Source organism: Bacillus sp. MYb209 (assembly GCF_002975175.1).
Lineage (GTDB): Bacteria > Bacillota > Bacilli > Bacillales > Bacillaceae_G > Bacillus_A.
Genome location: NZ_PCNZ01000010.1, coordinates 84,005 through 105,002 on the forward strand (window position 1 = coordinate 84,005; position 20,998 = coordinate 105,002).

Here is a 20,998-nt window from a genome sequence, read left to right on the forward strand (position 1 = left end):
AATGAATTGAATATATAAGTATGTCACTGTTTTTTTACTTATGAAGAGGTAATCTTGTACGAAATTATAAAAAATATGTACGAGCCATCTTTTGTTGTATTCAATTCATTTTTTGAGGAAGTACTGCTCAACTAATCTATTAAAGGGGTTTTGTTTGTGGAGCAGTTTCCAAATTCGTTATCGATTACATTACTTGGTAGTGCTGGTGGAGCAGCAAAGGCAGTTTTAGCAATTGTAAATCAAGCGATAGCAAATGAAAAAGATCCAATTTATGAAGCGATAAAGAATGTTAAATTTCATTTGGTTGATATAAAACAAAAATATAGGACTTATTATGATGAGCTGTTTCCGAATTTAAAGGAGAAATTGTTTTTATATGAAATAGACCTTCAAGATGTAGTGAAATTTAAACAACATTTAAAAGAAAAAAGAACAAGTGTTGTTATTGATGTCTCTGGTGCAGATACGATCAGGGTACTGAGCTGTTGTAATGAACTTGGAATTTTTTATATTAATTCAGCTTTGGAAAATGAGGCAGTAGATCAGGACGATAGTTTACTCGGCTTTCAGCTTACGGAAAGATATACGAGATTTGAGAAGGAGAAAGAAAAATTTACAAATACAAAAGCGATTATAGGTTCAGGTATGAATCCGGGGGTTGTTCAATGGATGGTTGTTGAACTCATGAAAGAACGGCCAAATGAAAAGCCACGAGCATGCTATATTGTAGAACATGATACGTCGTTTTTGAATGATACAGCACTCATAAAGCCTCATACACTTTACGCTTCATGGGCAGTAGAACGATTTCTAGATGAAGCGATATGGAGTTATCCGATGTATATGAGCCATCATCGTCCTCTTTATTTTTATGAGGATGTATATGCTTCAGAGTATAAAGTGAAGTTAGGAGCAAAAGAATTTTATGGTTGCTTAATGCCGCATGAGGAAGTCTTAATTTTAGGGAAAACTTTTAATATGGAAGTTGGTTTTCTTTATCGGATTAATGAATATACAACAAATTTAATTAGACAGAACTTAGATAAAGTAGAAGATTTATGGAATTGGAATCGTAAAGTATTTAATCCCGCAGAAGAAGAGATTACGGGAGAGGACTTAGTTGGTGTGTTACTCGTATATGAAAATAGCGAGACATACATGTATAATGTAATGAATAGTAGCCAAGTTTTTCAAAAGTATAAAACAAATGCAACTTACTTCCAAGTAGGATGTGGGATTTATACGGGCTTGTGTAGTTTACTTTTAGATACCTTTGGACAAGGTGCTTATTATGTAGAAGAATTATTATTAAATACTGAAAGTAAGTATGGGGAATATTTAAATTTATATATGAAGGATTTTGTAATAGGGCATAATAATTTTACAGATGGATTGCTACATGATAGGGTAAGGTGGTTATAAATTGTGACTGAAAAGGAAGGAGCTGTATCTCCTTCCTTTTAGTATTAGAAGGTTACATATTGCCCTGAAAGCAATTTCATATTTATAATTTAAAGAGATAACATTTGAAATGTTTTTTGGGGATTGATCAAGAGGAGTTTTTATATGAACAAATACAAGAGCTTGATTTATGAAGAAAGAGAAGCTTTAAAAGTATTTATATTATTATTCTATATTATATTCTTTTTATATGACGCTATATATTATTTTATGTATCCCGCTATGAATATTAATGGGACAGCGATAGGGTGGCCAGAAGGTAGTCTTGGGATAGGTGTATACATATTTGTAATATCATTATTTCCTATTTCGATATATCTTCAAAAAAGAGGCTATGTATATTTTGTAAAATATTTATTTTTATTTGGGTACATGTTTATCAACCTTATTAATAATTTAATGATTTATTTGCGAACGGATAGGGCTTTTGAACATGGTAGTATGGTAGAAATATTATTAGTTTTATTTGCACCGGTTTTCGTGAACAGAAAATATTTTTATTTAGTTTCCTTTAGTGTCATTGGAAAATATGTATTTTTTACGTTGATATTAAAAGATCTAAAAGTTGTGATTCCACTTGTTTTATGTGTATTCTATTTCATTATTTCACATTCTTTGTTAAAACGATTTCAGTCTTATGTAAGAACGGTTGTTGAGATGATGAACAATATGAAAGAGACAGAAAATTTAGCTGTAATTGGGACAATGTCTACAACAATTGCGCATGAAATTCGAAATCCATTAACGGCTTTGAAAGGGTTTACGCAAATGCAAAAAGAAAGAAACCCTGCTGATACGATGAGCTACGACATTATGTTACAAGAAATTGAAAGGATTAACGGATTTGCTAGTGAATTGATGTTATTAGGAAAACCGAAACCAACAAATTATAAATGGTGTAATATACGGGAAATTCTTTTATATGTTGTACAGCTAATGGAAAGTTATGCAACAAAATATGGAGTGAAATTTCATTTGCAAGTAGATGAAAATTTACCAGTTATAAACGGTGATGATAAACAATTAAAACAAGTTTTATTAAATATTATTAAAAACGGAATAGAATCAATGCCAGAAGGTGGAGACATCCATATCCGTGCATATGAAAAAACTGAGGGACATTTGTGTATTTCTGTCGAGGATCAAGGATTTGGTATAGAGAATGAGAAAATAGAGAAAATCGGAAAGGCGTTTTATACAACAAAGGAGAATGGTACAGGCCTTGGGCTAATGATTACATATAAAATTATTGAGGAACATCAAGGGAGTATCGCGATTCAAAGTAGTATGGACGTAGGAACGAAAGTGGAAATTTATTTACCAACAGTGTAGTACATTAGAAGAAACTATTTTCAGAAAAGTGTTCTTGTTGTGTAAATATAAACATTTTATAAAATGTTTAAAGAAGGGTTTTTTTTATAAAACACTTCGTTTATAATGGAGGAAAATATCGACATGCAGCTTTTAGCTCGTGTAACGGTTCGGTAGTGTTATGAAAAGAAAAGCAGGGGTGCACGCGCATCCTTTTTTCTATGCAGATATGATGAAAGGGGTGGTATGATGGAATTGACATTAAATTCAACTGTATGTTTACACACGATTCAATTTCGAAAAGAGCAAAAGAATTATATTGTAAAAGATACGATTACAGGAGAGACATATGAAATGCCGCCACTTTGGATTGATGCACTAGCAATGATGCGTGACGGTTTTTTATTGGGAGAAATTGAGGAGAAATTAAAAGAAGAGTATCCAGCAGAAGAAGTAAATATGCTAGCATTCACGAGGCAGCTGTTAGAGCTAGAACTTGTCGGAATGGTAGATGGAGAAGAGATAGCTTGTACAAAGAAAAAAGATAAAGATTATTTAGCTTGGGTACGTCCGAGGGTGGAACAATTCTTTCTTAACTTAAATAAAAAATATAAAAGCAAAGGTCAAAAATGATCTTTGCTTTTTTTGTGTTCTTAAGTAGTTCTTATTTTAAAAAATAACGGCAAATGCTCTTGCAAAAGCACCATCACTATTTTTAATTTTTAAAGGTGCTGCTGAGAAAAAGAAACGCTTCGTTTTAATGGCATCTAGATTTGTTAGATTTTCAATTAAATAAATGTTATTCCCTAGTAATATGTGATGAATAGGCGAGGTTTCTGTAGTTACCTCATCGGGAGAAATGAAATCTAAACCGACAGATTTTATTTTTAATTTAACTAGTTCTTCAGCTAATTCTTCGGAAAGATAAAATGCTTCTTTCGCATAAGCTTCTGTGTTCCATTTATTAGATAAATTGGAATGGAAAATAACAATATCTCCTTCTTTTATGTCGGTAGTATTTAATACTTCCTTAGGTAACTTTCGCTCTTGAACATGAGTTACATCGATAAGAACAGCTTGACCTACAAATTGATCAAGGGGTAATTGATCAATTGTTGTTGCACCAGAAATAAAATGTGCAGGAGCATCGCAATGCGTGCCAACATGAACGACAGAATGAAAATCTGTAACTTGATATCCTGTCTCTTCAACACTTGTAATTGCTTCTAGTTGGATTTCTGGTGTCCCAGGAAATTGAGACATATTGTTTTCAAATGTTTGTGATAGGTCAATTACTTTCATTTTAAATACCTCCAATATATGTATTTCAAATAATAAAAAGCTCATCTTTCATAATCAAGAAAGATGAGCTTTACATGCAGTAGTTAAATTTATCTTCCAAAATGCAAAGCATTTTGTAGGAATTAGCACCTATTCAGTTCTTATAAACTGAGGTTGCTGGGCTTCAAAGGGCCGGTCCCTCTGCCTCTCTTGATAAAGGTCTATTTAGTTTTAATGTTTAGAATTTTCGGTATATTTAAATTGTAATTCATTTCCTTTTTTAGTGCAATACAAAATAGGTGTTCACCCAAATAAAGGTTCTCGCATATTGTAGCTTATGTAAGTAGAATGCTGCGAAGGGGTGGGTGCAGTGACAGGGAATGTATTGAACTATTTTGCTGGTGGAAATACAGCTAGAGGATTTTATAGCTTGTATGAAGAGAGCTTAAAAGGGCTAGATAGGCTATTTATTTTAAAAGGCGGTCCAGGAACAGGGAAGTCTTCTTTAATAAAAGCAATTGGGCGTGAATGGACTGGAAAAGGATATGATATTGAATTTTTACATTGTTCTTCTGACAATAAGTCAGTTGACGGTGTAATTATTCCGAAGCTAAATGTAGGAATTGTCGATGGAACATCGCCACACGTTATTGAGCCGAAAATGCCTGGAGTTGTAGAAGAGTATATAAATTTAGGCGTTGCTTGGGACTCAGATAAATTAAGAAAGCAAAAATTAGAGATTGAACGATTTGTTTCAGAAGCGAGTAAAGCCTTTCAAGCAGCTTACGGGTGTTTTAAAGAGGCTCTAGTTATACATGATGAGTGGGAGAAAATATATATTAATAACATTGATTTTAATAAAGCAAACGAATTAACAGATCAGCTTATACAGAAACTATTTGCAGATAAAGGCGGGAAGAAATCAATCGTGAAACACCGTTTTTTAGGGGCTGCTACACCGAAAGGAGCAGTTGATTTTGTTCCTAATTTAACAGAAGGGTTACCACATCGTTATTTTATAAAGGGACGCCCAGGCTCTGGAAAATCAACGATGCTCAAAAAATTAGCTAAGGCAGCAGAAGAAAAAGGGTTTGAAGTAGAAGTGTATCATTGTGGATTTGATCCAAATAGTCTCGATATGATTATTGTAAGGGAATTAGGATTTGCAATTTTTGATAGTACAGCACCGCATGAATACTTCCCAAGCCGTGAGGGGGATGAGATTATCGATATGTATGATCTCATTGTTGCACCAGGGACAGATGAGAAGTATGCTACGGAAATTCGCGACGTTTCAATTCAGTATAAAACAAAAATGAATGAGGCGATGTCTTTCTTAGCAAAGGCAAAATCAGTTCGCGATAAATTAGAACGAATTTATATTGCCGCTATGGATTTTTCAAAAGTCGATGCATATAAAGAAGAAATTCAAAAGGAGATTGAACGAATTGCAGTTACTGTAATTGAAAAGAAAAAATAGGTGTTTTGTTAGGCTGTCGGGAATTTTCTGACAGCTATTTTAGTATGTAGTAAAATTAGTCTTATATTTGTCGAATTTCCAGGGAAATGATCAAAAAATGGGGAGGGTATGAAATGAGAGGGAAAATTGAGTTGGAACTAGAAAGAATTGAAAAAGAGAATGATGTGAAAATTTTATTTGCTGTAGAATCAGGGAGCAGGGCGTGGGGATTTCCATCGAAAGATAGTGATTATGATGTTAGGTTTGTTTATATACGTCCTGTAGAATGGTATTTATCAATTCATGATAAACGTGATGTAATCGAGTATCCAATTAGTGATGATTTAGATATAAGTGGCTGGGATATTAAAAAGGCATTGCAACTATTTGCAAAGTCAAATCCAGCGTTACTCGAATGGATTCGATCACCAATTTTTTATTCGAAAAACTCTAGCCTTCCAGAACAACTTCAGCAAATGAGTGAAAAGGGTTTTGATCCGAAATCAACAATATACCATTACTTACATATGGCTTCAAAAAACTATCGTGAATTTTTACAAGGTGAAAATGTAAAGTTGAAAAAGTACTTCTATGTATTACGTCCGATTTTAGCTTGTAAATGGTTAGAAGAGAAAGGGACATTGCCCCCAGTAGAGTTTGACCGGTTAATTACGGAACTATCAGTAGAGCCTAGTGTATTGAATGAAATTGAAAAGTTGTTAATAAAGAAAAAATCAGGTACTGAATTGGATATTGGTCTAAAAATTAATGTGTTAAATCAATTTTTAGAAGAGAAAATTGATTACTACCAGCAATACGTAAAAGGGATTGAAAAGGGATTAGGGATTGATATTGAGAGTTTGAATACATTATTTAGAAACATGTTGTTCACGCTTTTTGTGGGCAGTAAGACTCCACCTCAAAATTCGGCTAGAGCAAAGAAGTTATGTGGGAGCCCTGCTGCCCGTAAACGCCCGATTGGTGAAGGCTAATAATCAGTGGGGGATGAACAAAACCCCCACTGATTAAAGTTTCACTTTATTTTGTAGGAATAAAGAAAACAGATATAGCTGCGATAAGGCCCGCAAAAGAGAATAAGTAAAAATTCCATGCTAAGTCATATTGCATTGTCATAATAATACCGACAAGAATCGGACCAGCGATTGCACCAATTCGCCCAAGCCCAAGCCCCCAGCCCCCAGCCTAAAGAGGTAGCTCGGATATGGGATGGGAAGTATTGTGTTACATATGCATTTAATATTTGGGTAATACCGACTGATCCAATTCCAGCAAGACCAATTCAAAGATAAATGATTGTAATGGAGGGTTTGATTGTTAATAGTCCGATACATATGGCTGCCATAAGATAGGAGATGCTAATAACAATTTTTGCTCCTATACGATCCGCAATTGCTCCAGCAAATATAGCACCGATAGCTGCAGTAATGTTTAGCATAAGTAGAAACGATAAACTAGATCCAAGTGGATATCCTGCTTGGCGCATCATCTGGGGTAACCAAGTATTTAAACCGTATATTAAAAACATTCCCATTATATAAGTGGTCCAGAAAAGTAGAGTTGCTTTCATGTATTCTTTTGAGAATAATGTAAGAAATCCTTTTTTCTTTTGTGTATTAGATGATGTTTGAGGAATTTCTTTTTTTGCATGTAATTCAATTTGAAAACGATCAAGAATTTGTTTCGCTTCTTCTTGCCGATTACGTGATAACAAAAATTGAATGGACTCAGGTAAATAACGAACAATGAAAGGAATGAGAAATAGCGGAATCATTCCGATGCCAAACATAATTCTCCATCCGAAATCTTCTAACATAAACATGGACAAAATAGCGCCTAACACGATACCTAAAGGATAGCCAGTAAACATAAGTGCATAAATAAAAGATTGCCGCTTTGGAGGTGAATATTCAACAGTAAGTGCCGAAGCTGTTGGGATAACACCGCCTAATCCGATTCCTCCGATAAATCGAGATAGCCCGAATAATTCCGGAGAAGGAGCAATTGCAGCTAAGCCCATTGTGATAGAAAAAAGGGCTAAACAGCATATGAGTGTCCATTTTCGTCCAATTAAATCTGTAATGGTTCCAACTAGAATAGCACCAATAAACATCCCAAATAAAGCATAGCTGGCAATTGTTCCAGCTTGAGCTGGTGATAGTGCCCAGCTGTTGTCCTCTAGGAGCATTGGCAGGACGGCACCGTAGATACCTAAATCATATCCGTCAGCTAGAATAGCTAGCCAACAAATAAAAACAACAAGTTTTGTAATAGAGCTTGGAAAGGTAGTTTTTGTAGATTCTAGATGAGGTGGAGCAGAAGGTTGCATAGTATTCACCCCTTTTATTCCGCTATTTGCGGGCAGTAAGACTCCCACCTCAAATTAGGCACATGGGAGGAAGTTAGGTGGGAGATTAACTGCCCGTAAAAGCCCGATTGGTGCGGGCTAATAATCAGAGGGGATGGACAAAACCTCCTCTGATTAAAGTTTTACTTTATTTGTAGATGAATATATTATTTTACTTAATGTTAATTTTTTCCTTCTTGTGTCGAAATTTATCTGAAAAGGTGTCATAGAAAATAAAGAAGTTCAACAGGATTCCCGTTGAACTTCTTTATTTTTTTACTCGTTATCAACTCGTTTTAATGGTTGATCTGCTGGGCCTTCCATAACATCCCCATCAATTGAAAAACGAGAACCGTGGCAAGGACAATCCCAAGTACAATCACCGTTGTTCCATTCAACTTCACAGCCGAGGTGTGTACAAGTCGTATCGACGATATGTAATTTTCCTTCTTTATCTTTATAAGCACCTGCTCGTTTTCCATTTACATGTACAACAGATCCTTCGCCAGTTTCAAGATCCTCTGGCTTACGTAAAGCAACTTCAATTTTCCCCTCAATTAAATGTTTCGCAACGTCAATGTTTTGTGAGAGAAATGTTTTTATATCCGGGTTTGCATGAAAACGTGATGGTGCAAACAGTTCTTTATATGGACTTTGGATTTTTAGAATGGAGTCCTTCAGTAAATGAGCTGCAGCAGTTCCAGTTGTCATACCCCATTTACGATATCCTGTTGCAATAAATATATTAGGATTGTTTTCGTTAATATGCCCGATATAAGGAAGTTTATCTAAAGTAATTAAGTCTTGTGCAGACCATCTATAAGGAATTTCATCTACTCCAAAAGTAGATTCAGCAAAGGAATATAGTGCATCATAATGAAGCATCGTATTAATTCCTTGGCCTGTTTTATGGCTCTCTCCGCCAATCAATATCAGCTTTTCTCCATTGTTTGTCGTATAACGTATGGAGCGTTTTGGATCATCGATACTTAAATACATGCCCCCTGGATAATCTGTTTTTGCTTTTATTGCAAGAGCATAGGAGCGTTCTGCGTACATTCGCGTAAAGAAAAAGCTATTAGCATCATAAAAAGGAAAATGTGAACAAGAGACAATATATTTACAAGTGATGCGATGGTCACCCTTTGTAATTACTTGTGGATAATCTCCTTTTTCCACATCAATAGCTGTTGTTTGCTCATAAACTTTTCCGCCCATTTCCACAAACTTTTCTAAAAGTGTTTTTAAATAAAGGAGGGGATGGAATTGCGCTTGATTTTTCATCACAAGTGCAGATTGTACGGGAATAGGAATCGACAGGGATTGAACATAGTCACAAGGAATATTTAATTTTTGATAGGCTTCATATTCTTTCGTTAAATTTCGCAGGCCATTATGGGTAGTTGTATATAAATACGAATCTTCATTTGTGAAATTACAGTCGATTTTATATGTTTGCACAGTCTCGTTTATGAATTGTAGAGCTTTACTATTTGATTCGTAGTAAAGTTGAGCTTTTTCAACGCCAAAATTGTTTATTAATTCATCATAAATAAGATCATGTTGAGCTGTTACTTTTGCGGTTGTATGCCCAGTTGTCCCATTTAAAACAGAACCAGAATCAATTAAAACGACTTTCATTCCTTCTTTAGCGAGTAAATAGGCGGTAGTAATGCCTGTAATACCAGCACCGATAACAGCAACTTCTGTCTTTATATTTTCGGATAAATGAGGAAAAGTAGGCAATTGAGTAGATTCAATCCAATAGGATGATGGTAACTGCGGAAATGTGTCATCTGTCATTTTGGAAACCTCCTGAATTTAGAACAATTTTCCTTTTAATATTTCCATATTATATGGAATTCATGTATGTTGTTTTAGTAGCATCCTATTTTAATTAAAAGAAATATAAAATTATTTTAATATAATTATTTTATTAGGGCAGTATGAGGAAGTAGGATTTATATAAAGCTAAATTTAAGTGATTCCATTTGTGGATTACATAGAGAGTTCTTGAATAAGGTAGAGTCTATGGAGTTTAAGTGGATGTGTATGTATAGCGGTAAAACCTTGTGAAATCTATACTTTTTCTTTAGTGGAATAAAGTATAATTATAAAAATATAACCAACTTTTATTACTAGGTCATAAAAGTTGTTGACAATATAGAAATTCTATTGTTATGATTCATCATGTGGAAAGGTTGATAGAGAGTAAAAAGAGAAATGTTTTTCATTGATAATAAAAGCGAGAAATAAGTGACGATAGAGTGAGTATATTTTCCTTATTATAAATGCTTTTTTGGATCACCTAGTAAAATCAATCTGGAAGCAAGAATTGATATATGCAAGTCGCGTAGGGCGCGGCATAAGAAAGGGGCAAAAGGATGAAGGAGCTTCATACGTTTGGGTGGTATGCAGCGCGTGTATCACCACATTTGCCAAAAAAAGCATTTAAACCAGTTCCTACTCGTTTATTTGGTGGACTGGCTTATTTACTTGTGGCATTGGCTGGTTTAATAACGATCGGTGTATTTGAATTGAATGTGTGGGCGAATCTAGGAATTGCAATTGTTCTTGGATTATGTTTTGCTTCACTTGGATTTTTAGGACATGAAATTTTACATGGAACGGTTGTAAGAAAGGCATGGCTTCGCGACTTTTTAGGTGCGATAGCATTTATGCCATTATCAACTGGCCCAAAACTTTGGAGAAAGTGGCATAATGCAACGCATCATGTTCATACACAGCATGAAGAGAATGATCCAGATGCATGGCCGACATTTGAGAAACTTAAAAAGAGTAAGTTTTTGAATTGGGTATATCGCATGCCTCTTCATGTACGTTCATTCTTTAGTTTTCTGTCACTAACAATTCAATTTACGTTACATTCGACTCGAATGTTCTTTCATTTTATAAAAGAATTTAAGTCATCCAATCAAAAATCTGTATGGCTGCAACTTCTTTTGCCCTGGACAGTTTGGATTAGTTTATTGTTTATTATGGGACCTACAAAGTGGTTCTTTGCATACGTGATTCCGTTGTTAATTGCTAACTTTATTGTAATGGCGTATATCGCAACAAATCACCGCTTAAATCCAATTGTTCCAGTAAATGATCCGTTAGCAAACTGTTTATCAGTAACAGTGCCGCGTTGGGTAGACGTTTTACATTTCAATTTCTCATACCATACAGAACATCATCTGTTTCCTGCTATGAGTTCTAAATACTATCCATTAGTAAAAGATAAAATTAAAGAAATGTGGCCGGAACGCTATCACGAAATGCCGATGACAAAAGCATTGGCAGCACTTTGGAATACACCACGTGTGTATTATCACGGAAGTGAATTAGTTGATCCGCATAGGGAGCATTTCTATGGTTCTTTAGGAAATGGATTGGATCCTCATAATATTTCATATCGTGAGGATCATATAGAGGAAAAAGAGACTATAAAAAAAGTAAATCAATAATAGATATATTTTACGATGAAAAAGCAAGCTCTCTTAGAGCTTGCTTTTTGTTATAAAGAAACTTCTTTCTTGTTCTTTGTCTTGACGTGGACAGAGTTATTTTCTTTCCGTTGTAGTCGTTTTTCTAGAAGACTAACAAGATAAGTAAATAGAAGAACTAGTGCGAGATAGTATACACCAACAATGATATATGTATCTAATTGCTGGAAGTTACCTGCGGCAATTGATAAACCGGATCCCCATAATTCGGACATTCCTACATAAGCAACAAGAGAAGAATCTTTCAATCCAATAATAAATTGGTTCCCTAGAGGGGGAAGAGACAGACGAAATGCTTGTGGTAATATAATCCGGCGCATCGCTAAAGGGTAAGGCATCCCTAAAGAGCGAGCAGCTTCTAATTGTCCACGGTCAACGGATTGAATTGATCCGCGGAAAATTTCAGTAATATATGCACCGTTATGAATTGCTAAAGCAATTGCTCCTGCCCAAAAAGGGGTAAAAACAACAACAGATGTAATACCAAAATAGAGAATTGCGATTTGAACAATTAAAGGTGTACCACGAATAATGGCGATATAGACATGAGCAATACTATTTAAAACCTTATTGTTAGAGATTCGAAAGAAAGCGACTAGTAATCCAATTAGTGAACCGAGTAATAGGGATGTTAGTGTTAATTGTAATGTGACAATAGTAGCCTTTAAGAGTGTGGGATAGGTAGAGATAAAAATTTCAAACATATGTGTCACCTCATATTGTATGGATTTTAGTAGGGAATGAAACGCCCCACATAAAAAGTGGGGCATGATTTATGAAATCTTTGAATAGCTAACTTACTTTGTTTTTGCCTCGTCTCCAAGAATATTACGCCCAAACCATTTTTTACTAATCTTTTCATACGTGCCGTCTTTAATGATTTCATCTAGCGCTTTATTTACCTTTTCGACCATGTCTTTATTGTCTTTATGAATAGCAATTCCCATTTCATCAAGGTTTAACGGTTTTCCAGCTTCTTTTATATTTGATTTACCTTCTTTAATCATACGAAGACCAACCATTTGATCAGTAATAACTGCGTCTACACGTCCTGGTTCTAAGTCCATAAGTGCAGTAATATCACTATCATATTCTGTAATTTGATCTGTATATTTTGCAACAAGGGTTTTGAAAGTACTTGCTTTTACAACACCTATTTTTTTACCTTTCAAGTCCTCTGGAGAAGAGATAGATGTATTCTTTTTAGCTACAAAAATTTGTGCACCAGAGCGATAATATGGATTTGAGAAATTCACGGCTTTTAATCGTTCTTCTGTAATTGCCATACTTCCTAATATCACATCATATTTTTTTGATTGTAGACCTTGAATCAATGTTTCCCAAGGATTTGTAACAGGAACAGGTTTCATTCCCATCTTTTTCGCGAGAGCTTCCCCTATTTCTACATCAAAACCGACAAGTTTCCCGTCATTTTCTTTATAGTTAAAAGGTTTGTATAAACCACTCATCGCATAACGAAATTCTTTTTCACCATTAGATGAAGTGGTAGAGCTTTCTTTACTACAGGCTCCTAGTATGAAGGATGTACATAGTGTAATACTCGCAATAATGGTTAATAGCTTTCTTTTCATAAAACCCCTCCTATACATTGATCATACGGATGGTTTTAAGTATGTTATCGAGATATTTTATTTGGACAATTAGTTGTGCGCCGTATGAATGTATTTCTTTACGTTTGAAATAGAAGTTACATTATAAAACGTTGCGTAAAAATTGTTTTGCTCGTTCATGCGATGGAGCTGAAAAGAATTGCGCTGGCGGAGCATCCTCTACAATTTTCCCGTCATCCATAAAGATGACGCGGTCAGCTACATCTCTTGCGAAATTCATTTCATGAGTAACAATGACCATTGTCATTCCTTCTTCAGCAAGTTCTTTCATAACTTGCAACACTTCTCCAACAAGTTCAGGGTCTAGGGCTGAAGTAGGTTCATCGAATAACATAATTTTTGGATTCATTGCAAGTGCACGTGCAATTGCAACACGTTGCTTTTGTCCACCTGATAATAGGTGTGGGGTTACAGTTGCTTTATCTTGTAAGCCGACTTTTTTTAGCAAAAGATTACCGGCCTCCTTCGCCTTTGTTACGTCTAATTTCTTTACATGAATAGGTGCTTCTATGATGTTTTCTAGTGAGGTCATATGAGGAAAGAGATTAAAATGTTGAAACACCATTCCAACATTTTCGCGGATTTTATTTAAGTTTGTACTTTTGGGGTTGATTTTTTCCCCCTGTAAGTGAATTTCTCCCTCATCGTACATTTCTAAAAAATTAAGGCAACGGAGTAAAGTGCTTTTCCCAGAGCCACTGGCGCCGATTAAAACGACAACTTCTTTTTCTTTTACTTCTAAATCAATTCCTTTTAAAACATCAAGTGAGCCAAATGATTTTACTAGATTGCGAACCTGAATCATACAAAACCCCCAGTCAAAAATAGATTTTACAAATGTCGCCCCTTATTTCTGTTATTAGTCATAAATTGTCAGAATCCTTTATTTTTTTCGAGAGGATTTGATATTCAAAGAAATAATGATTTTTAAAATCCTTATATCTTTCTATAACGAAAATATGGATAATAATATATAGGTAGTACTTATATTGCTTATAAGAAGGGGGAAAGAAGAGATGGGAAAAGAAAGGAAAACATTTTCCTTTGGCTTGCGTACACAACTTATGCTATTCACTACAGTTTTAGCTTTAATTACATATTCAACAAGCTTATTTTTCATTTACGTTATATATGATTATTTTCAAATTTATGTAAGTCGAACTGTTTATAATATTATCGTTATGTTATTAGGTGTAGTATGGTCCGGAATTTTAGCATATGGAGCAGCAATCTTTTTAATTAAACCACTGCGGAAGTTGGAAGAAGCTGCAAGGAAAGCGGCTGGGGGTGATATTCGTGAAGATGTCCCATTGCCAAAGACCGATGATGAGATTAAATCTTTAAGTGTTGCATTTAATATGATGCTAGGGAACTTAAGGGGCATGGTAAAAAATATCGATACTACATTTTCGTATACAAATAATCAAGTTCAGCAAATTAGAAAACAAACAGGTGAAGCGACAAAGCAAGCACAAGGTGTGTCTGAAACTCTTGCGGAGATTTCATCCGGTGCCGAGCAATCAGCAGCATCGATTCAAGCGATCGTTTCTACTGTTGATACAACGACTTCTATTGCAAATGAAGTAGAAGGAAAAGCAAAACAGTCTGACGGGTTGTCTTCAGAAATGATTCAAGCTTTAGGACAAAGTACACGTGTCTTTACTTCTTTAATTCAAGGTATTCAAACATTGGCGAGAGAAAATGAAGATTCGATGGAAAATGTACAGAAATTAGAAGAGCGAATGAAACAAGTTGAACACATTGTTTCTGTTGTGAGTGAGATTGCTAGCCAAACAAATTTATTAGCACTCAACGCTTCTATTGAGGCAGCTCGTGCAGGAGAGCATGGAAGGGGCTTTGCTGTTGTAGCAGAAGAAGTACGTAAACTTGCTGATGAAAGTGATCATTCCGCAAGAAACATATCACAGTTATTACGGAATATGCAAGATGAAGTACAGCAAGTCGCATTGAAAATGACAGAGCAGGTGAAGACAGCTAAAGAAGAGGCGAAACGCGGAGAAGCTACAGAATTAATTTTAAAAGAAATGTCATCAAGTGTTATGGAAGTAGCCGATGCAACTAAGCAAATTAGTAGTTATATGAATGAACAAGTGAGTCACATTCATCAAACAGGAGCATAAACAAAGGCTGTAGCAGCAATTGCGGAAGAAACGTCAGCTGGTTCACAAGAAGTGGCACGTGTGACATTGCAACAGTCTAAAAATATGATAGCAATCGATCAATTATTAAAAGACTTAGAGAAGCAATCAGCGGATTTAAAACAAACAATTGAACGGTTTTCGATGTAAAAGAGAAGAACAGAATGCTGTTCTTCTCTTTTTTTAGCTAGATTTAATATCTACAGTTAAAAAGTATAAACTATGAACGTTTCCGCAACATTCTTTTCTGTCCCTTTCGGATGAAAATTATAGCGAGCTATAATATTAAAAGGGGTGTCTTTTATGAAAAAAGAAAAAAGACAACGATTAATTAAACAATTTGTAAAGGAGTATGAAATAGAGAAGCAAGAAAGATTAGTAGAATTGTTAGCAAAAAAAGATGTATTAGTAACACAAGCTACAGTTTCTCGAGATATTCGTGAGTTAAACTTAACGAAGGTACCTTCTCAAGAAGGATTAATGATATATAAATTTTTCTCAGAAGAGCATTTACAAACTGATATAAAGTTAAAGAAAAAATTACGAGAGGTTGTTGTAAAAATTGATTGTGTAGATCAATTAATGGTTATTAAAACATTACCCGGTAATGCACATGTTATTGGTGTTTTGTTTGATGAGTTAGATTGGAAAGAAAAAATAGGATGTATATGTGGAAATGATACATGCCTTATAATTTCTCAGTCGAAATCAGATAGGGAGATTTTAGAAGAAAGGTTAAATTTAATTATTTAGATGCAAAATCCTGTTTTTAATAAAAATTAAAAACAGGATTTTTGTTTAAATACGGAAGTTAAATATTCAACATATATGCGTAATATATGTATTTTTTTATTGAAAAAGCGGGATGGAATGTTATAAAAATACAAATTCATATGATTTTAAAAAAATAACTTGTTTAATATTTCACAATGATAATGTGGATGCTTTCACAAAGATGAAAGCGCGTAGCATTTATTATGTACTTGTAAGACATCAAACATATTTAAAAGGAGGTACAACAAATGAAGCATCCGATCCATGTTACTTCAGAAATTGGGGAATTACAAACGGTTTTATTAAAACGACCTGATAAAGAAGTGGAAAACTTAACGCCAGATTATTTGCAACAATTATTATTTGACGATATTCCATACTTACCAATTATTCAAAAAGAGCATGATTATTTTGCACAAACATTACGCAATCGGGGGGTTGAAGTTCTTTATTTAGAAAAACTAGCTGCTGAGGCATTAGTAGATAAAAAACTTCGAGAAGAATTTGTTGATCGTATTTTAGAAGAAGGACAGGCTGACGTAAATGTTGCACATCAAACTTTAAAAGAATATTTACTTTCCTTTTCAAATGAAGAATTAATTCAAAAAATTATGGGTGGTGTACGGAAAAACGAAATTGAAACAAGTAAGAAGACACATTTATACGAATTAATGGAAGATCATTATCCGTTTTACTTAGACCCAATGCCTAATTTATATTTTACTCGTGATCCAGCAGCTAGCGTGGGCGATGGCTTAACGATAAATAAGATGAGAGAACCGGCGCGTAGACGTGAATCATTATTCATGGAGTACATCATTAAATATCATCCAAGATTTGCAAATCACAATGTGCCAATTTGGCTAGATCGTGATTATAAGTTTCCAATTGAAGGTGGCGATGAGCTAATTTTAAATGAAGAAACAATTGCAATTGGAGTATCTGCCCGTACTTCAGCTAAAGCAATTGAACGCTTAGCTAAAAATCTTTTTAGCCGACAAAATAAAATTAAGAAAGTGTTAGCAATAGAAATTCCAAAATGCCGAGCATTTATGCATTTAGATACAGTGTTTACAATGGTTGATTATGACAAGTTTACAATTCACCCAGCCATTCAAGGGCCAAAAGGAAATATGAATATTTATATTTTAGAAAAAGGCCCAGATGTGGAAACTCTTAAAATTACACATCGTACTTCTTTAATGGAAGCATTAAAAGAGGTATTAGGTTTAAGTGAATTAGTTCTTATTCCTTGTGGAGGAGGAGATGCAATTGCTTCCGCTCGTGAACAATGGAATGACGGTTCTAATACATTAGCAATTGCGCCAGGTGTAGTTGTTACATATGATCGCAACTATGTATCCAATACTTTATTACGGGAACATGGTATAGAAGTCATTGAGGTGCTAAGTTCGGAATTATCTCGTGGTCGTGGGGGTCCACGTTGCATGAGTATGCCAATTGTTCGTAAAGATATTTAGTATAAATAACGGAGAAAGTAGGGATGAAGTATGTTAATGACTAGACCAAATTTAAAAGGAAGAAGTTTTCTAGCTGAAAAAGATTTTACACAAGAAGAATTATTTTATTTTCTAGATTTAGCAGCAGAATTAAAAGAGAAAAAGAAAAACGGTGTCCCACATCATTATTTAGAAGGTAAAAATGTAGCGCTCTTATTTGAAAAAACCTCTACTCGTACGCGATGTGCATTTACAGTAGCATGTACAGATTTGGGGGCGAACCCTGAATATTTAGGGAAAGGTGATATTCAGCTTGGGAAAAAAGAATCCGTAGAGGATACAGCAAAAGTGTTAGGACGCATGTTTGACGGAATTGAGTTTCGTGGATTTAATCATGAAACTGTAGAATCTTTAGCACAAAATTCTGGTGTGCCGGTTTGGAATGGATTAACAGATATGTGGCATCCAACACAAACACTTGCAGATTTATTAACAATTAGAGAACATGTAGGGAAATTAAAAAATGTGAAGCTCGTTTACGTTGGAGATGGACGAAATAATGTTGCTAATAGCTTACTAGTTGGTGGAGCGATCGTTGGAATGGATGTACGTATTTGTACACCGGAATCTTTATGGCCTGCACAAGAAGTAATTGATTTAGCAAAAAAATATAATGAACAGGTAATGATAACAAGTAATGTGGAAGAAGCTGTTGCGAATGCAGATGTAATTTATACAGATGTATGGGTGTCTATGGGGGAAGAAGAAAAATTTGCTGAACGTGTCGAGTTATTGAAACCTTATCAAGTAAATATGAAAATGATTAAAGAAACAGGGAATGAAAACGTGATTTTCTTACATTGTTTACCTGCATTTCATGATGTTGAAACGATGTATGGTGAGGAAGTTTATGAGAAATATGGGTTGAGGGAAATGGAGGTAACTGACGAAGTATTCCGCAGTAAACATTCAAAAGTATTTGATCAGGCTGAAAATAGAATGCATACAATTAAAGCGGTTATGGCAGCTACTTTAGGAAACATGGAGTAAAGAAGAAAGGGAGTCTTCCTTTCTTCTTTCTCCTCCTTTAGACACTATCATTCACTATTGCTTTCGTATTGTTATTGCAATTAAAGAGAGGTGAGTGGAATGGGTGAAGATAAGAAATTAGGGTTGTTTACATTAACGGCGCTTGTAGTGGGGTCTATGATTGGCGGTGGAGCATTTAATTTAGCAAGTGATATGGCAAAAGGTGCTGGTGCTGGAGCCATTATTATTGGTTGGGTTATAACAGGAATTGGGATGATTGCGCTTGGATTATCTTTTCAAAATCTAACTGTAAAACGGCCAGATTTAGATGGTGGTATTTTTAGCTATGCAAAAGCAGGATTTGGTAATTTTATGGGGTTTAATAGTGCGTGGGGATATTGGCTATCTGCCTGGCTTGGTAATGTAGCTTATGGCACATTATTATTTTCTTCATTAGGGTATTTCTTCCCAATCTTTGAAGGCGGTCAAAATGTGGCATCTATTATTGGTGCGAGCGTATTATTATGGTGTGTTCACATGTTAATTTTACGTGGAGCCCAATCAGCGGCACTTGTGAATTTAGTAACTACAATCGCAAAATTAGTACCTGTATTTGTATTTATTGTCATAGGAATCTTCGCGTTTCATATTGATACGTTCCTAGATGGATTTTGGGGACAAACTGGTTCTTTTTCATGGGGAGCGGTTGGCAGCCAAGTTAAAAGTACAATGCTTGTAACTTTATGGGTGTTCATTGGGGTAGAAGGGGCTGTTGTTTTATCTAGTCGAGCAAAAAATAGAAGTGATGTAGGGAAAGCAACGGTTATTGGCTTAGTTGGTACACTCATCATTTACATTTTAATTACATTACTGTCTCTTGGACTTATGCAGCAAGCAGATATTGCTAATTTAAAAAATCCGTCTATGGCTTATTTATTTGAAAGTGTTGTTGGAAAATGGGGTGCTATCTTTATTAATTTAGGTTTAGTTATCTCTGTATTAGGTGCTTGGTTAGGTTGGACTTTACTCGCATCTGAAATTCCGTATTTGGCGGCTAAAGACGGAGTATTTCCAAAATGGTTTGCAAAAGAAAATAAAAATAAGGCTCCAATAAATTCATTATGGATAACAAATGGCTTAATTCAAATGTTCTTATTAACATTCGTCGTTTCCGATCAGGCGTATAACTTTGCATTCTCGTTAGCATCTTCAGCTATTTTAATCCCATATGCTTTTTCAGCATTTTATCAACTGAAGCATAGCTTAAATTCTGAAGAAGCGGATCGAAATAAAAATATAATAATTGGTTTGATAGCAAGTATTTATGGTGTGTGGTTAGTTTATGCAGCTGGTTTAGAGTATTTATTATTAACAATGACTTTATATGCGCCAGGTATTTTTATTTTTTACAATGTTCAAAAGCAAAAGAGTTCGAAGCAAATATTTACTCGAGTGGAATTAGCATCATCGGTAGCAATAGGTGCTTTAGCATTCTTTGCGATTTATGGATTAATTACAGGCAGTATTACTTTATAAAGCACTGTGAAAGCGAAATCAACTGGGGGGCTGAAATATGGCACGAAGAAAAATTGTAGTTGCACTAGGGGGAAATGCGATACAGTCTGGAAAAGCTACTGCAGCGGCACAGCAAGAAGCGCTGGAAAAAACAGCGGAACAACTTGTGAAAATAATGGAAAATGATGTAGATATAGTAATTGCGCATGGAAATGGCCCACAAGTGGGGAATATTTTATTACAGCAAAAAGCTGCAGAAACGGAAAAGACACCTGCAATGCCATTAGATACTTGTGGTGCAATGAGCCAAGGGATGATTGGATATTGGATGGAAAATGCGATTGAAAAGGCATTGAAAAAACGGAATATAAAAAAAGACGTAGCAACGGTTATAACACGCGTTGTCGTGGATGAAAAAGATGAGGCATTTAAAAATCCAACTAAACCAATTGGTCCTTTTTATACAGAAGAAGAAGCAAGAAGATTAATGGAAGAAACAAAAGCAGTGTTTAAAGAGGATGCTGGCAGAGGGTGGAGACGTGTTGTTCCATCACCGAAGCCTGTAAGTATTCATGAGCATAAAGTAATTAATTCTTTAGTTGAGAATGGAAATATAGTGATAGCTGTTGGTGGTGGTGGAATTCCAGTAATTGATTCCGAAGAAGGGTTAAAAGGAACTGAAGCGGTTATCGATAAAGATTTCGCTGCGCAGAAATTAGCTGAATTAGTAGATGCTGATACGCTCGTAATTTTAACTGCAGTTGATCATGTGTATGTAAATTATAATCAACTGAATCAAAAGAAATTAGAGCATGTCACAGTGAATCAATTAGAAGAATACATTGAAGAAAAACAATTTGCTGCGGGAAGTATGCTTCCAAAAATTGAAGCTGCTATTAATTTTGTTAATACAAATCCAAAAAGAAAAACAATTATTACGTCTTTAGAAAAAGTATATGAAGCACTAGAAGAAAAAGCTGGTACTATTATTTCTAAACAGAATGTATGCATGTATGTTTAAATAATTATGTACGCTATTTATTA

The 20,998-nt window shown here is 34.9% G+C and carries 16 protein-coding genes, 3 pseudogenes and 1 riboswitch; of the genes and pseudogenes, 13 read left to right on the forward strand and 6 right to left on the reverse strand.

Annotated elements, in window-relative coordinates; genetic code table 11:
• Positions 1 to 156: 156 nt before the first annotated feature.
• The 3 genes from CQZ94_RS16670 (at position 157) to CQZ94_RS16680 (ending at position 3,405) form a co-directional block, all read left to right on the forward strand.
• Entirely contained in the window at positions 157 to 1,422 is a 1,266-nt protein-coding gene (locus CQZ94_RS16670) for an S-adenosylmethionine decarboxylase related protein (RefSeq protein ID WP_105586263.1), read from the forward strand.
• A gap of 144 nt (positions 1,423 to 1,566) precedes the next feature.
• On the forward strand, positions 1,567 to 2,793 hold the full coding sequence (locus CQZ94_RS16675; RefSeq protein WP_105586264.1) for an ATP-binding protein: 1,227 nt from the start codon (positions 1,567 to 1,569) through the stop codon (positions 2,791 to 2,793).
• 228 nt (positions 2,794 to 3,021) lie between these two features.
• Positions 3,022 to 3,405, forward strand: coding sequence for a hypothetical protein (locus tag CQZ94_RS16680; RefSeq protein ID WP_105586265.1), 384 nt, complete (start codon positions 3,022 to 3,024; stop codon positions 3,403 to 3,405).
• A 36-nt stretch (positions 3,406 to 3,441) separates the two neighbouring features.
• Here the strand turns inward: CQZ94_RS16680 and CQZ94_RS16685 are convergent, their stop codons facing one another.
• On the reverse strand, positions 3,442 to 4,074 hold the full coding sequence (locus CQZ94_RS16685) for a cyclase family protein (protein ID WP_105586266.1): 633 nt from the start codon (positions 4,072 to 4,074) through the stop codon (positions 3,442 to 3,444).
• Between the two features lie 86 nt (positions 4,075 to 4,160).
• Positions 4,161 to 4,273, reverse strand: a riboswitch (SAM riboswitch).
• Between the two features lie 150 nt (positions 4,274 to 4,423).
• Between CQZ94_RS16685 and CQZ94_RS16690 the strand changes: the two genes are divergently transcribed.
• Positions 4,424 to 5,533 (forward strand): PRK06851 family protein, encoded by a 1,110-nt coding sequence (locus tag CQZ94_RS16690; RefSeq protein WP_105586267.1) that lies wholly within the window; start codon positions 4,424 to 4,426, stop codon positions 5,531 to 5,533.
• A gap of 113 nt (positions 5,534 to 5,646) precedes the next feature.
• Positions 5,647 to 6,411 (forward strand): annotated as a pseudogene (locus tag CQZ94_RS16695) (nucleotidyltransferase domain-containing protein); the annotation flags it as partial.
• Between the two features lie 139 nt (positions 6,412 to 6,550).
• On the opposite strand, the pseudogene CQZ94_RS16705 reads toward CQZ94_RS16695, so the two are convergent.
• Together CQZ94_RS16705 and CQZ94_RS16710 are read right to left on the reverse strand one after the other, a co-directional pair.
• Positions 6,551 to 7,859: pseudogene (locus CQZ94_RS16705) on the reverse strand (MFS transporter).
• Between the two features lie 294 nt (positions 7,860 to 8,153).
• Positions 8,154 to 9,680: an FAD-dependent oxidoreductase gene (locus tag CQZ94_RS16710; protein WP_105586268.1), complete on the reverse strand. Its 1,527-nt coding sequence runs from the start codon at positions 9,678 to 9,680 to the stop codon at positions 8,154 to 8,156.
• A 581-nt stretch (positions 9,681 to 10,261) separates the two neighbouring features.
• Between CQZ94_RS16710 and desB the strand changes: the two genes are divergently transcribed.
• Positions 10,262 to 11,347, forward strand: a complete 1,086-nt coding sequence (gene desB, locus CQZ94_RS16715; RefSeq protein WP_105586269.1) for a Delta(10) desaturase DesB — start codon at positions 10,262 to 10,264, stop codon at positions 11,345 to 11,347.
• A gap of 50 nt (positions 11,348 to 11,397) precedes the next feature.
• On the opposite strand, the gene CQZ94_RS16720 is transcribed toward desB, so the two are convergent.
• The 3 genes from CQZ94_RS16720 to CQZ94_RS16730 all read right to left on the reverse strand — a co-directional run bounded on the left by CQZ94_RS16720 (position 11,398) and on the right by CQZ94_RS16730 (position 13,822).
• A complete protein-coding gene (locus CQZ94_RS16720) occupies positions 11,398 to 12,090 on the reverse strand; it encodes an amino acid ABC transporter permease (protein ID WP_105586270.1) in 693 nt (230 codons plus the stop codon).
• Between the two features lie 93 nt (positions 12,091 to 12,183).
• On the reverse strand, positions 12,184 to 12,978 hold the full coding sequence (locus tag CQZ94_RS16725; protein ID WP_105586271.1) for an ABC transporter substrate-binding protein: 795 nt from the start codon (positions 12,976 to 12,978) through the stop codon (positions 12,184 to 12,186).
• A 121-nt stretch (positions 12,979 to 13,099) separates the two neighbouring features.
• Positions 13,100 to 13,822: an amino acid ABC transporter ATP-binding protein gene (locus tag CQZ94_RS16730; protein ID WP_105586272.1), complete on the reverse strand. Its 723-nt coding sequence runs from the start codon at positions 13,820 to 13,822 to the stop codon at positions 13,100 to 13,102.
• A gap of 376 nt (positions 13,823 to 14,198) precedes the next feature.
• On the opposite strand from CQZ94_RS16730, the pseudogene CQZ94_RS32570 reads away from it, so the two are divergent.
• The 7 genes and pseudogenes from CQZ94_RS32570 to arcC form a co-directional block, all read left to right on the forward strand.
• Positions 14,199 to 14,384: pseudogene (locus tag CQZ94_RS32570) on the forward strand (HAMP domain-containing protein); the annotation flags it as partial.
• Positions 14,385 to 14,399: 15 nt separating this feature from the next.
• Positions 14,400 to 15,158, forward strand: coding sequence for a methyl-accepting chemotaxis protein (locus CQZ94_RS32575; RefSeq protein ID WP_483861174.1), 759 nt, complete (start codon positions 14,400 to 14,402; stop codon positions 15,156 to 15,158).
• Positions 15,159 to 15,479: 321 nt separating this feature from the next.
• Positions 15,480 to 15,929, forward strand: coding sequence for an arginine repressor (gene argR, locus CQZ94_RS16740; RefSeq protein ID WP_000711835.1), 450 nt, complete (start codon positions 15,480 to 15,482; stop codon positions 15,927 to 15,929).
• 269 nt (positions 15,930 to 16,198) lie between these two features.
• Positions 16,199 to 17,431: an arginine deiminase gene (arcA, locus tag CQZ94_RS16745; protein WP_105586273.1), complete on the forward strand. Its 1,233-nt coding sequence runs from the start codon at positions 16,199 to 16,201 to the stop codon at positions 17,429 to 17,431.
• A 30-nt stretch (positions 17,432 to 17,461) separates the two neighbouring features.
• On the forward strand, positions 17,462 to 18,460 hold the full coding sequence (argF, locus tag CQZ94_RS16750; RefSeq protein ID WP_105586274.1) for an ornithine carbamoyltransferase: 999 nt from the start codon (positions 17,462 to 17,464) through the stop codon (positions 18,458 to 18,460).
• A 99-nt stretch (positions 18,461 to 18,559) separates the two neighbouring features.
• The gene (arcD, locus tag CQZ94_RS16755) at positions 18,560 to 19,975 is read left to right on the forward strand and encodes an arginine-ornithine antiporter (protein WP_105586275.1); all 1,416 of its coding nucleotides are present in this window, start codon (positions 18,560 to 18,562) and stop codon (positions 19,973 to 19,975) included.
• A 37-nt stretch (positions 19,976 to 20,012) separates the two neighbouring features.
• Complete coding sequence (arcC, locus tag CQZ94_RS16760; protein WP_105586276.1) at positions 20,013 to 20,975, forward strand: carbamate kinase; 963 nt, start codon at positions 20,013 to 20,015, stop codon at positions 20,973 to 20,975.
• The last annotated feature ends 23 nt before the right edge of the window (positions 20,976 to 20,998 follow it).